The organism is Anaerosporobacter faecicola (assembly GCF_012070565.1).
Taxonomy (GTDB): Bacteria; Bacillota; Clostridia; order Lachnospirales; family Lachnospiraceae; genus Anaerosporobacter; species Anaerosporobacter faecicola.
This window is the reverse complement of sequence record NZ_JAAQRO010000026.1, coordinates 1-13,280: the sequence shown is the minus strand read 5'-3', so window position 1 is coordinate 13,280 and position 13,280 is coordinate 1. Positions and strand designations below refer to the sequence as shown.

Genomic DNA, 13,280 nt, shown 5'->3' with positions numbered 1-13,280 from the left:
TCCTCATGATTAAGGAACCGGATCATAACCACCTTTATGAAACGGGTGGCACCTTAATACTCTTTTTACAGCAAGATATGTTCCTTTAATTGCACCATACTTTTGTAATGCTTCTAATGCATACAAAGAGCAGGTAGGCGTATATATACAAGTAGGCCTTCCTTTTAAGGGTGAAATGTATTTTCTATATACTTTTATAAGAAATATTAACATTCGTTTCATGATTCATTCATCTCTTTTACGATTTTATGCAGTTTACTTAGATGATTTACTGCGCTACTTATTTCCTGATAATCTCTTCCCTTTGCTCCCGCTCTAGCTATTACAACTATGTCTAAACCACTATTAAACTTGTAATCGTTCAACCGAAAACTCTCTCTGATCAGTCTTGTTACTCGATGTCTAACAACACTGTTACCTACTTTTTTGCTAACCGATATTCCCAACCGTAATGTATTCTTTTCATTTTTTAAAACATACATAACCAAATACTTATTGGCAAATGATTTTCCATTCTTATACACATTTTGAAAATCTCTATTACTTTTCAATGATTCTGACAATTTCAAAATCCCCTATTAACAAATGTAATCTTTGTTTTCTATTCTCTGTTCTTAAACTGTTCTTTTATTCTCTATGACCTCCGACCATACCGCAAAAACCGCTCATAGAGAAAAAAGGTCACAATAATGCGACCTATGCTGATAATTTATGTCTTCCTTTTGCTCTTCTGCTAGCAAGAACTTTTCTTCCGTTAGCAGTGCTCATTCTTTTTCTGAAACCATGAACCTTAGATCTTGATCTCTTTTTTGGTTGGAATGTCATTTTCATTCTTAACACCTCCTTAGTTATACCCAACTGTTTATAGTAAGCGTATTTATTCTATTATAAGATAAATTACAATATCACGTTTATTATATTAGCATTGTTTGATTCCGTCAAGTCCTATTTACAAAAATCTTCTTTACAATTAATACAGTAAGATCAAGTTGTTCGGGTATGTTAATAAGTAATGAAGGGGAATCCATGAACCATGTATTTAGAAATACATTATTATAGTAGAAACTCATCTTAAGGTTTTGGATGGTTTTTAGATTATATCTTGTTCTCTACATCATTTTTACACAGTTATTTGGATGGTTTGTGATTTATTTGTGGAAAAACGCAACGAAACACTATATCCACACCTACCATCCAAAAAGTTATCAACATTTTGTGGATAACTTGTGGATAACTTTTTGATTTTTGGTTAATTATTTAAAAAATAACACAAAAAACATGCAAACGGCTAATATTTACGTGGATGTTTATATTTTTGATTTATTATACACAAGGATGTGAATAGATTTGGATGGTCCGTGGATAAGTCGTGGATTTTGGATGGTTGATTACTATGTTACCAAAGTTTGTCCACAACATCAACAGATTTTGTATAGATAGCCATTGAAAATTTAAGAATCTTGTTATAATATATAGTTATATGAAAATTTATAATTAGGGGGATTATGATGAAAAACATAATTCAAGAAAAATGGGACGAGATATTGATGTCTGTTAAGCTCACTCATGACATAACAGACGTTTCATTTCGTACTTGGTTAGCACCTTTAAAAGTATATGACGTTGAAGATAATTTAATTACTATATTAAGTAATCCTGATTTAGGGAAAGACGGAGTTAGTTTTATAAGTAAGAAGTATGGTATACCAATTAAAGTTGCTATTGAAGAAATAACAGGTAAGAGCTATGAAATTTCTATAGTTCTTCCAAATGAAGCAAAAAAAGTAGTTAAAACTGATGCCAGTAACCCAAATAACTCCGCTCAGAAAAACAAATATCCCTTCCTAAATCCACGTTATACTTTTGACACTTTTGTCGTAGGTACTAATAATAATCTTGCTCATGCCGCATCATTAGCTGTAGCAGAATCCCCTGCTGAAGTATATAATCCTCTATTTATCTATGGAGGCGTTGGTCTAGGAAAAACACATTTAATGCATTCAATTGCACACTTTATATTAGAACACAATCCTTCTAGTAAAGTACTTTATGTAACAAGTGAGACATTTACGAATGAGTTGATCGATGCCATTCGTAATAGAAGTGAAAACTCATCAACTGCAGAATTCCGCGAAAAATACCGGAATATTGATGTTTTGCTTATTGACGATATTCAGTTTATTATAGGTAAAGAAAGTACGCAGGAAGAGTTTTTCCATACCTTTAATACCTTACATGAATCGAAAAAACAGATCATTATTTCTTCTGATAAACCACCTAAAGATATTGAAACATTAGAAGAACGTCTACGTTCTCGTTTTGAATGGGGATTAACCGTTGATATCCAATCACCTGATTATGAAACTAGAATGGCAATTCTTAAGAAAAAAGAAGAGTTGGATGGTCTGCAGATTGATAATGAAGTTATGAAGTATATTGCTACGAATATTAAATCTAATATTCGAGAACTTGAAGGTGCTTTAACTAAAATTGTGGCTTTTTCCAGACTTGAAAAGAAAGATGTTACTGTTGAATTAGCCGAAAAAGTACTAAAAGATTTAATTTCACCAAATAATAAGAAGGAAATTACTGTAGAGTTGATCGTAGAGATGACTTCAGAACATTTTAATATATCACAAACAGATATCTATTCTACAAAGAAGAGTAAGAACATTTCTTACCCACGCCAAATTTGTATGTATTTATCTCGTAAGATGACTGAGTTATCCCTTTCTGATATCGGTAAAAAACTCGGAAACCGCGACCATACAACTGTTTTACATGGTATTGATAAGATTACAACTGACCTTGACAAAGACTCAACCTTACAGAATACAATAGAAGTATTAAGCAAGAAAATTAATCCTCAATAATTATTATCAAGTTATTAACAATCTTATGTGAATAACCTGTTATTTTTGTGTGTATTGTTTTGAATTTGAAATGACGTTGTGAATAACTTAAAATTTATACAATCTGTTTTTTAAATCTATTCACATAGTTGTTATGTTCGTAAAGTAGCTTATTTCTCATTCAAAATACACTTATCAACATTTAAACAGCCCCTATTACTAATACTACTAAGTATTTATTATTATATCTATGCATTTTATCCTGAAGGGAGTTATACACAACATGAAAATCGTTTGTCCAAAAAGTGATTTATTAAATGGAGTTAACATTGCTTTAAAAGCAGTATCAACGAAGTCCACTATGCCAATTCTTGAATGTCTTGTAATTGAAGTAACCAATGATCAAATCAAGTTAATTGCCAATGATATGGAGCTTGGTATCGAAACAATTATTAAAGGCAGCGTAGAAGAAACTGGTGTTATCGCTATTAATGCTAAAATATTTTCTGAAATAGTTCGTAAATTACCAGAGAATGATGTGACCATCCAAACGGATTCTAATTTTAAAGCTACTATTACATGTGAAAAATCTAAGTTTGAGATTTTAGGAAAATCTTCAGAAGAATTTCCTGGTTTACCAACGATAACAAAGAACAAACCAGTAATCTTATCGCAATTTACATTAAAAGAGTTGATTAGACAAACGGTATTTTCTATAGCAGATAACGAAAGCAATAAACTTATGACGGGTGAGCTTTTTGAAATTAAAAAAGACAAGTTAGAAGTAGTTTCTTTGGATGGTCACCGTATTTCAATACGTAATATTAAACTGAACCAAGAGTATGAAGATATGAAAGTGATCGTACCAGGAAAGACATTAATAGAAATTAGCAAGATTTTGTCAGGAGAAATTGCTGATGAGTTGCAAATCTATATTTCTGATAAACACATTTTATTTGAGTTTGATAACACGACTGTTTTATCTAGACTTATAGAAGGAGAATTCTATAAAATTGATCAAATGTTATCAAATGATTATGAAACAAAAGTAACGATTAATAAGAAAGAATTCTTAAGTTGTATAGATCGTGCAACTTTATTGGTAAAAGAATCTGAGAAGAAACCAATCATTGTAAACATCACAGATACTGATTTGGAATTAAAGATCAATTCCTCAATTGGATCAATGAATGAAGAAATTGATATTCGTAAAGAAGGAAAAGATATTATGATTGGATTTAATCCTAAATTCCTTATCGATGCTTTACGTGTAATTGATGATGAGGAAGTAGACATCTATTTGTTTAATCCTAAGGCACCATGTTTTATTCGGGATAAAGAGGAGAATTACGTTTATCTTATATTACCAGTTAACTTTAGTGGAGTAGCATAAGCAAACAACAAAGTAGCGCGTTGTTGCAGATAGGAGATAAGATGCAAACAATTCAACTAAGAGAAGAATATATTAAATTAGGACAAGCATTGAAAGCAGCAGGACTAGTGGATAGTGGAGTAGATGCTAAGTTCGTTGTTCAAGATGGACTAGTAAAAGTAAATAATAAAGTAGAATACCAACGTGGTAAGAAGCTAGTAGCTGGAGATGTTGTTGAGTACAATGGAGAACAGATAAAAATTACACAGTAAGTTGGCAGAGGATCCTTAAGACTATATTGTCTTACAATATAGATAGGAGTTAAAATGTTTGTTAAGTCTCTAGAACTAAGTAATTTTAGAAATTATAAAACGCTTTCTATAAATTTTAAAAATGGTACCAATATATTATATGGTGATAACGCACAGGGAAAAACCAATATACTGGAAGCAGTATATGTAGCCGGGACAACAAAATCACACAAGGGAAGTAAGGATCGAGAGATGATTCAACTGAATCAGGAAGAATCTCACATTCGTATGTTTATAGAGAAAAATCTTATTGTTCATCGTATAGACATGCATCTTAAAAAGAATAAGCCAAAAGGTGTTGCAATTGATGGAGTTCCAATAAGAAAGTCAAGCGAACTTTTTGGACTTATAAACCTTGTATTTTTCTCTCCAGAAGATCTAAGTATAATAAAAAATGGACCAAGTGATAGAAGAAGGTTTTTAGATTTTGAACTATGTCAATTAGATAAAGTATACCTGTCTGATCTGGCAAACTATAATAAAATAATTAACCAAAGAAATAATTTATTAAAACAAATTAGTTTTAAAACAGAATTATTGGAAACACTTAGTATATGGGATATGCAATTGTGTGAGTTTGGTAAGCGTATTATTGTTCGAAGAGAACAGTTTATTCAAGAACTCAATAAGATTGTATTCGATATACATAAGAGGTTATCGGGTGGAAAAGAAGAATTAATTATCAAGTACGAACCCAACGTATTAACAGAAGATATGGATTCAAAGGTAGAAAAACAACGAGAGAAAGATATATATTATAAATTAACGAGTGTTGGCCCACATAGGGATGACATCTGTTTTACTGTAAAAGATGTGGACATTCGAAAATATGGATCACAGGGGCAGCAGAGAACGGCAGCCCTTTCCTTGAAGTTAGCCGAAATTGAATTAGTTCGTCAAACGATAAAAGATGAACCAATTCTTCTTTTAGATGACGTTTTATCAGAATTAGATCGAAATAGACAAAATTATTTGTTAAATAGTATTGAAGGTATACAAACATTAATTACTTGTACAGGTTTAGAGGAGTTTGTTACAAACCGATTCCAAATAGATAAATTGTATAGAGTAGTAGAAGGAAGTGTTACTGCGGAAAACAATATAAAGGAACAATAGTTAACAGTCGATTAAATTAGGAGGATAGTTATGAGTACAGAAATGGGTACAGAGTATGGCGCTAATCAGATACAGATTCTTGAAGGATTGGAAGCTGTAAGAAAAAGACCAGGTATGTATATTGGTAGTACATCATCCAAGGGACTACATCATTTAGTATACGAAATTGTTGATAATGCAGTAGATGAAGCATTAGGTGGATACTGTAATACAATTGACGTAACAATAAACAAAGACAACTCCATAACAGTAGTTGATAACGGAAGAGGTATACCTATAGGAATTCATCCGAAAAAAGGAATTCCAGCTGTTGAAGTAGTATTTACAATATTGCATGCTGGTGGAAAATTTGGCGGTGGAGGATACAAGGTATCTGGAGGTTTGCATGGTGTAGGTGCTTCTGTAGTAAATGCATTATCCGAATGGCTGGAAGTATATATCCATACGGGAGGCAAAATCTATAACCAACGTTATGAACGTGGTAAAGTAATGCATCCACTTAAAGTAATTGGTGAAACAGATCGAACAGGTACAACCGTTACCTTCCTTCCTGATAAAGAGATTTTTGAAGAAACCGTTTATGATTATGATGTATTAAAACAACGATTACGTGAAATGGCTTTCTTAACAAAAAACTTAAAGATTATATTAAGAGATGATCGTGAAGAAGAACAATTGGTTCGTGAATTCCATTATGAAGGTGGAATTAAGGAATATGTTCACTACTTAAATCATCACAAAGATGCTTTGTATGATAGTATTATCTATTGTGAAGGAAAAAAAGATGATGTGTATGTAGAGGTTGCAATGCAGCATAATGCATCTTATACAGAAAATTGTTATAGTTTTGTTAATAACATTACAACGCCAGAAGGTGGTACACATTTGGCTGGTTTTAAAAATGCATTAACAAAGACATTTAATGATTATGCTAGATCACAGAAATATTTAAAAGATAACGAAGCAAATTTATCTGGTGAAGACATAAGAGAAGGTTTAACTGCAATTGTAAGTATTAAAATTGGTGAACCACAGTTTGAGGGACAGACGAAACAAAAATTAGGAAATAGCGAAGCAAGGGGAGCTGTTGACTCAGTTGTTAGTGAACAATTAACTTACTTCTTAGAACAAAATCCAAATGTAGCTAAGATCATTTGCGAAAAAGCGGTGTTGGCACAACGTGCCAGAGATGCTGCTAGAAGAGCTAGGGATCTAACACGAAGAAAAACAGCATTAGAAGGAATGAGTCTTCCTGGTAAATTAGCGGACTGTTCGGACAAGGATCCTAAAAATTGTGAGATTTACATCGTAGAAGGTGATTCCGCTGGTGGATCTGCTAAAACAGCAAGATCAAGAGCAACACAAGCTATATTACCATTACGTGGTAAGATATTAAACGTAGAAAAATCACGTCTCGATAAAATATTAGTAAATAATGAGATTAAAGCAATGATTACAGCATTTGGTACTGGAATATCGGATGATTTTGATATTAGTAAATTAAGGTACCATAAAATTATTATTATGACTGATGCCGATGTAGATGGTGCTCATATTAGTACATTATTGTTAACATTTTTATATCGTTTTATGCCAGAACTTATTAAACAGGGATATGTATATCTAGCTCAGCCACCACTATATAAGGTAGAAAAGAACAAGCAGACCTACTATGCTTACAGTGATGAAGAGTTAAATCGTATACTTCTTGAAATTGGCCGTGATACGAATAATAAGATCCAACGATACAAAGGACTTGGAGAGATGGATGCAGAGCAGCTATGGGAAACAACAATGGATCCAGAAAAACGAATCTTATTACGTGTTACAATAGATGAAGATACATCATCAGAAATTGATTTAACATTTACAACTCTTATGGGAGATAAAGTTGAACCAAGAAGAGATTTTATTGAAGCAAATGCTAAGTATGTTAAAAATCTAGATATATAATAGTTATTGTAAATAACGGAAAGTCACAACTATGGAGGAATACAAATGGACGAACATATCTTTGATAAAGTTCATGAGGTCGATTTAAAGAAGACCATGGAGACATCATATATAGATTATGCCATGTCAGTAATTGCCGCCAGAGCTTTACCTGATGTAAGAGATGGATTAAAGCCTGTACAAAGAAGAATACTGTATGCCATGATCGAACTAAATAATGGTCCTGATAAGCCACATCGTAAGTGTGCCCGTATTGTCGGTGATACCATGGGTAAATATCATCCTCATGGTGATAGCTCAATCTATGGAGCATTAGTAAATTTAGCACAGGAATGGTCTACTAGATATCCATTGGTAGATGGTCACGGAAACTTTGGTTCTGTGGATGGAGATGGAGCAGCAGCAATGCGTTATACAGAAGCCCGTCTTAGCAAGATATCTATGGAAATGCTGTCAGATATTAATAAAAATACTGTTGATTTTATACCAAACTTTGATGAAACGGAAAGGGAACCTGTTGTTTTACCATCACGGTTTCCAAACCTTTTGGTAAATGGTACTTCTGGTATTGCCGTAGGTATGGCTACGAATATACCACCTCATAACCTAAAAGAAGTTACCAATGCAGTAATTAAATTAATTGATAACCGTGTTCAAGAAGATCGGGATACAAGTATAGATGAGTTACTTCAAATCGTAAAAGGCCCTGATTTTCCAACGGGGGCAACCATTTTAGGAACAAGAGGAATTGAAGAAGCATATCGTACTGGCCGTGGTAAGATTCGAGTACGAGCAGTTACAGATATTGAACCAATGAACAATGGTAAACATCGTATTGTTGTTTCTGAACTTCCATACATGGTTAATAAAGCACGGTTAATTGAGAAAATCGCTGAGTTGGTTCGTGATAAGAAGATTGATGGTATTACAGAATTACGTGATGAATCCGACCGTACAGGTATGAGAATCTGTATAGAATTAAGAAAAGATGTTAATGCCAATGTCTTATTAAATCAATTGTACAAACATACGCAGTTACAAGATACATTTGGAGTAATTATGCTTGCTTTAGTGAATAATGAACCAAAGGTATTGAATCTGCATGATATGTTATACCACTATCTACGTCATCAAGAAGAAGTTGTAACTAGACGTACACAATATGACTTAAATAAAGCGGAAGAAAGAGCACATATCTTAGAAGGATTAATGATTGCTCTTGATAATATAGACGAAGTTATTAGTATTATTCGTTCTTCGAAAAATGTTTCAATTGCAAAAGAAGCATTAATAGAACGCTTTGCTCTTACAGAAGTACAAGCACAAGCAATTGTAGATATGCGATTACGTGCTTTGACAGGTTTGGAAAGAGAAAAGTTAGAAAATGAATATAAGGAATTGGAAGAAAAAATCGCAGAATATAAGGCAATTTTAGGTGATGAGAAGAAGTTACTTACGGTAATCAAAGAAGAACTTGAAATTACACGTGACAAATTCGGGGATGATCGTCGTACTTCTATTGGTTATGATGAATATGATTTATCAATGGAAGATCTTATTCCAAAAGAAAATACAGTAATTGCAATGACAAACCTTGGCTACATAAAGAGAATGACTGTTGATAATTTCAAGAGTCAGCATCGTGGTGGCAAAGGAATTAAGGGAATGCAGACCTTAGAGGATGACTTTATTATTGATTTGTTAATGACTACAACACATCACTACATTATGTTTTTTACAAACAAAGGTAGAGTATATCGTCTAAAAGCGTATGAGATCCCAGAGTCTAGTAGAACAGCAAGAGGAACAGCAATTGTAAATCTGCTTCAATTACTACCAGAAGAAAAGATAACAGCAATTATTCCGTTACGAGAATACAAAGATAATCGATATCTGTTCATGGCCACTAAGAAAGGTATTGTTAAGAAGACTACAATACGCGAGTATGAAAATATTAGAAAATCTGGTCTTCAAGCAATTAACCTTCGTGAAGATGACGAATTAATCGAAGTAAAATCAACAAATCGTAAAAAAGATATTATCTTAGTAACGAAGAATGGTATATGCATCCGCTTCAATGAAGAGGATGTTCGTCCAACAGGAAGAACATCAATGGGTGTAATTGGTATGAATCTATCGGATGATGATGAAGTCGTTGGAATGCAGCTCAATACACAGGGAAAATATTTATTATTTGTTTCAGAATACGGTATGGGTAAACGAACAGATATGGATGAGTTTACAGTACAGCATCGTGGTGGTAAAGGTGTTAAATGTTACAAAGTAACAGAGAAGACTGGAGATGTAATAGGTGTTAAAGCTGTAGATGAAGAAAATGAAATCATTATTATTACGACAGAAGGCATTGTAATACGTCTTATGGTTAATGGAATATCTGTACTTGGTAGAATTACATCAGGTGTTAAGTTAATTAATATGGATACAGATAAAGATATAACGGTAGCAAGCTTTGCAAAAGTTAAAGAAAGTGAAAATACCAACGAAGATGCGCTTATTCGTCAATTAGAAGATCAATTGCAAGAGGAAGAAAATGATTCTATTGTTGAAACGTATGAAAGTACAGAAGAAAATATGGAAGAGTTAGAAAACCAAGAGCTAGAAGACGAAGAACTCGATAATCAAACAGATCCAAATTAAGCATATATTTAAGAAAAAAGAGGACTATTGAAACATACAGTAGTCCTCTTTTTCCAAGTAATAAATTAGCAGACTTGCATAAATAATCATTCAATGGTATTGTAAAATGGATAAAACCAAAAACTAAGCAATTAGAAAGGTATAGGATCATGAGAAGTATTCATACAGATGAAATAATAAAAAACATAAAAGAAATGTGTATTGAGGCAAATTATAACTTATCCAAAGATATGGAATCGGCTATTCTACAAGCACCAAACAAAGAAGAATCACCAATTGGAAAACAGATATTAGATCAACTTAAAGAGAATATTAACATAGCGAGAGAAGAACAAATTCCAATTTGTCAAGATACAGGTATGGCAATCGTATTTATAAAAATAGGACAAGACGTACATATTGATGGCATCAATTTAGAAGATGCGATTAATGAAGGTGTTAGACAAGGATATAGAGAAGGTTATTTAAGAAAATCTGTAGTAAAAGATCCATTGATTCGTGAAAATACGAATGATAATACACCTGCTATTATACATTATGAAATCATACCTGGTGATCATATTGAAATCACGGTTGCACCAAAAGGGTTTGGAAGTGAAAATATGAGTCGTGTGTATATGTTAAAGCCAGCTGATGGTATTGAAGGGGTAAAGGCAGCAGTGCTTGAAACGGTACAATTAGCTGGACCAAATGCTTGTCCGCCAATGGTTGTAGGTGTAGGAATCGGTGGAAGTTTTGAAAAATGTACGTATTTAGCAAAAAAAGCATTAACAAGAAACTTAGAAGAACGTTCACCAATAGAATATGTAAAAGACTTAGAAGAAGAACTTTTAATAAAGATTAATAAACAAGGAATTGGACCAGCAGGGCTAGGTGGTAGAGTTACTGCATTGGGTGTAAATGTAGAAACATATCCTACACATATAGCAGGACTTCCTGTAGCAATTAATATTTGTTGTCATGTAAATAGACATGCAAATAGAGTTATATAGAGTAATGGTTATTTAATTGAATTAAAATCTAATATAAAAAGTGAGATAGACGTATTATCATACATCAGATTATTTATCTATTATATAGTACTAATTTTATTATATAGTACCAATTTTTATATATACTAATCTAATCTATATTGAAAATATATATTTTAGGCAGTCATATATTGATTGTTTAATATATTAATAGTTAATTATATTGATTGTTTATTATGTTAATCATTTATTATACTAATTGCTAATTATGAAATCGTTTATTATATTGATATATATTATAATGATCATTCATTATGTATTGCTAGTATGTATTGGTTAGTGAATTATTTGATGGCATTGCTAAGAGAATAAGTAATTGAAAGTCTACTCAAGTATTTTAAACTTCGTTTAATTTTAATTTTATATTTTACATTTTTAGAATAAGCAAAAGAATAAATGATTATGAAAGGAGACATGCGTACGTTATTTATAGAATAACTTTGCATGTAGAATAATATGACAAAACATATTAATGCACCACTAACAGAAGAAGTAGTCAACACATTATGCGCAGGAGACTATGTCTATATTACGGGTACTATCTATACAGCAAGAGATGCTGCACATAAAAGAATCTATGAAAGTTTAGAAAATGGCGAGCAGATTCCATTTGACTTAAAGAATAACATAGTTTATTACTTGGGACCGACACCTGCGAGAGAAAATAAAGTCATTGGTTCAGCGGGGCCAACTACTAGTAGTAGAATGGATAAGTATGCACCATTATTAATGGAAAATGGACTAAAAGGCATGATTGGTAAAGGAAAAAGAAGTACAGCAGTTATTGCTTCTATGAAAGAAAACGGTTGTGTTTATTTTGCAGCAGTTGGTGGAGCAGGTGCTTTATTATCAAAATGTATTACCAAGTCAACTGTTATAGCATATGATGATCTTGGTACAGAAGCAGTTCGTTGCCTTCAAGTAAAAGATTTTCCAGTAATTGTAGTAATTGATTCAAAGGGAAACAATTTATATGAGTCAGCTATTAATGAATATATACAAATTGAAAACTAGAGAATACAAAATAGAACTATGTAAGTAACAAGTAATGGTTAGTGATAAACAATATATAGAAGTATTAAAATATACTTGCATAAATATTTTCTCTTTGGTTATTCTAACTATTAACGAGATACACTATGTAAAAGGGGACAATGTGCGTACGTACATCATAGTAGATTACAAATAGTATTCAAATATAAAGTATAGCAAATATAAAGCTAAAGATATGATTTCAGACTATTAATGTACAAAATTAAGTTGTTAAATTTTTTTTTGAGAATAATCATTATGTGCTTTTTAAATATAGCCGAGGTATTTTATTATGTAGACAATGTAGTGAATGAAAGCATATTGTATTATAAACTTAAGTTGAAGTATTTAAATTAGTTTTACTTAAATCGTGTCATATGCATTTATTTCGTATATAATTCAAAAAATTAAAAAAATTATTAAAAAGGCGTTGACAAATGTTTTAAGCTTTGCTATACTAGTTCTTGCGTTCGACGCATTTAATTAAATATTGAACTTCGAGTTCAGACATGGAGAAATACTCAAGTGGCTGAAGAGGCGCCCCTGCTAAGGGTGTAGGTCGTTTGCGCGGCGCGAGGGTTCAAATCCCTCTTTCTCCGTTTAATATTAAATGCGATGTCAAAAAAAATAAAAAAAGTGTTGACAAACAAAAACGAATGTGATAAACTATTATTCGCTGACACGCCAAAAGGCGAGCGAGCAAAATAAGAACTTTGATAATTGAATAATAAAACAACCCTGAAAATTCAATCGTATCAAATGATACGAAAAACATTTTCAAATATATAGTACTTTCAGTACACAAAGTAATTTAGCTTTAAAAGCTAAAAACGGAAACAATAAGCCAGTTTGGTTAGTTGATTCTGAAAAAGATTAAACAAATTGTTTGATAAACTTAAACATGAGAGTTTGATCCTGGCTCAGGATGAACGCTGGCGGCGTGCTTAACACATGC

At 32.2% G+C, this 13,280-nt stretch carries 11 protein-coding genes and 1 tRNA gene; 9 read left to right on the top strand and 3 right to left on the bottom strand.

What is annotated here, in order from left to right:
- Window positions 1–9: 9 nt before the first annotated feature.
- The 3 genes from yidD to rpmH form a co-directional block, all read right to left on the bottom strand.
- Complete coding sequence (gene yidD, locus HBB17_RS11380) at window positions 10–222, bottom strand: membrane protein insertion efficiency factor YidD (protein ID WP_167957619.1); 213 nt, start codon at window positions 220–222, stop codon at window positions 10–12.
- Complete coding sequence (gene rnpA, locus HBB17_RS11375) at window positions 219–569, bottom strand: ribonuclease P protein component (protein WP_167957618.1); 351 nt, start codon at window positions 567–569, stop codon at window positions 219–221. The genes yidD and rnpA overlap by 4 nt, the downstream gene beginning before the upstream one ends.
- 127 nt (window positions 570–696) lie before the next feature.
- On the bottom strand, window positions 697–831 hold the full coding sequence (gene rpmH / locus HBB17_RS11370) for a 50S ribosomal protein L34 (RefSeq protein ID WP_167957617.1): 135 nt from the start codon (window positions 829–831) through the stop codon (window positions 697–699).
- A 677-nt stretch (window positions 832–1,508) separates the two neighbouring features.
- Between rpmH and dnaA the strand changes: the two genes are divergently transcribed.
- The 9 genes from dnaA (at window position 1,509) to HBB17_RS11325 (ending at window position 12,924) form a co-directional block, all read left to right on the top strand.
- A complete protein-coding gene (gene dnaA / locus HBB17_RS11365) occupies window positions 1,509–2,873 on the top strand; it encodes a chromosomal replication initiator protein DnaA (protein WP_167957695.1) in 1,365 nt (454 codons plus the stop codon).
- 262 nt (window positions 2,874–3,135) lie between these two features.
- On the top strand, window positions 3,136–4,245 hold the full coding sequence (dnaN, locus tag HBB17_RS11360; RefSeq protein ID WP_167957616.1) for a DNA polymerase III subunit beta: 1,110 nt from the start codon (window positions 3,136–3,138) through the stop codon (window positions 4,243–4,245).
- Between the two features lie 41 nt (window positions 4,246–4,286).
- Complete coding sequence (locus HBB17_RS11355; protein WP_167957615.1) at window positions 4,287–4,496, top strand: RNA-binding S4 domain-containing protein; 210 nt, start codon at window positions 4,287–4,289, stop codon at window positions 4,494–4,496.
- A gap of 54 nt (window positions 4,497–4,550) precedes the next feature.
- Window positions 4,551–5,651, top strand: a complete 1,101-nt coding sequence (recF, locus tag HBB17_RS11350; RefSeq protein ID WP_167957614.1) for a DNA replication/repair protein RecF — start codon at window positions 4,551–4,553, stop codon at window positions 5,649–5,651.
- Between the two features lie 42 nt (window positions 5,652–5,693).
- Window positions 5,694–7,604, top strand: coding sequence for a DNA topoisomerase (ATP-hydrolyzing) subunit B (gene gyrB, locus HBB17_RS11345; RefSeq protein ID WP_167957694.1), 1,911 nt, complete (start codon window positions 5,694–5,696; stop codon window positions 7,602–7,604).
- A gap of 45 nt (window positions 7,605–7,649) precedes the next feature.
- Window positions 7,650–10,262 carry a DNA gyrase subunit A gene (gene gyrA, locus HBB17_RS11340; protein WP_167957613.1) on the top strand — a complete coding sequence of 871 codons (2,613 nt, stop codon included), beginning with the start codon at window positions 7,650–7,652 and terminating at the stop codon, window positions 10,260–10,262.
- A 149-nt stretch (window positions 10,263–10,411) separates the two neighbouring features.
- Entirely contained in the window at window positions 10,412–11,254 is an 843-nt protein-coding gene (locus HBB17_RS11335) for a fumarate hydratase (protein ID WP_167957612.1), read from the top strand.
- Window positions 11,255–11,749: 495 nt separating this feature from the next.
- Complete coding sequence (locus tag HBB17_RS11330; RefSeq protein ID WP_167957611.1) at window positions 11,750–12,307, top strand: Fe-S-containing hydro-lyase; 558 nt, start codon at window positions 11,750–11,752, stop codon at window positions 12,305–12,307.
- Between the two features lie 529 nt (window positions 12,308–12,836).
- Window positions 12,837–12,924, top strand: a tRNA-Ser gene (locus tag HBB17_RS11325).
- The last annotated feature ends 356 nt before the right edge of the window (window positions 12,925–13,280 follow it).

What these genes read in the sequence shown, in the direction of transcription:
- HBB17_RS11335 (WP_167957612.1), top strand. Translation starts at nt 10,412, where the DNA reads ATGAGAAGTATTCATACAGATGAAATAATAAAAAACATAAAAGAAATG.
- yidD (WP_167957619.1), bottom strand. Translation starts at nt 222, where the DNA reads ATGAAACGAATGTTAATATTTCTTATAAAAGTATATAGAAAATACATT.
- rpmH (WP_167957617.1), bottom strand. Translation starts at nt 831, where the DNA reads ATGAAAATGACATTCCAACCAAAAAAGAGATCAAGATCTAAGGTTCAT.
- recF (WP_167957614.1), top strand. Translation starts at nt 4,551, where the DNA reads ATGTTTGTTAAGTCTCTAGAACTAAGTAATTTTAGAAATTATAAAACG.
- dnaA (WP_167957695.1), top strand. Translation starts at nt 1,509, where the DNA reads ATGAAAAACATAATTCAAGAAAAATGGGACGAGATATTGATGTCTGTT.
- HBB17_RS11330 (WP_167957611.1), top strand. Translation starts at nt 11,750, where the DNA reads ATGACAAAACATATTAATGCACCACTAACAGAAGAAGTAGTCAACACA.
- gyrA (WP_167957613.1), top strand. Translation starts at nt 7,650, where the DNA reads ATGGACGAACATATCTTTGATAAAGTTCATGAGGTCGATTTAAAGAAG.
- HBB17_RS11355 (WP_167957615.1), top strand. Translation starts at nt 4,287, where the DNA reads ATGCAAACAATTCAACTAAGAGAAGAATATATTAAATTAGGACAAGCA.
- dnaN (WP_167957616.1), top strand. Translation starts at nt 3,136, where the DNA reads ATGAAAATCGTTTGTCCAAAAAGTGATTTATTAAATGGAGTTAACATT.
- gyrB (WP_167957694.1), top strand. Translation starts at nt 5,694, where the DNA reads ATGGGTACAGAGTATGGCGCTAATCAGATACAGATTCTTGAAGGATTG.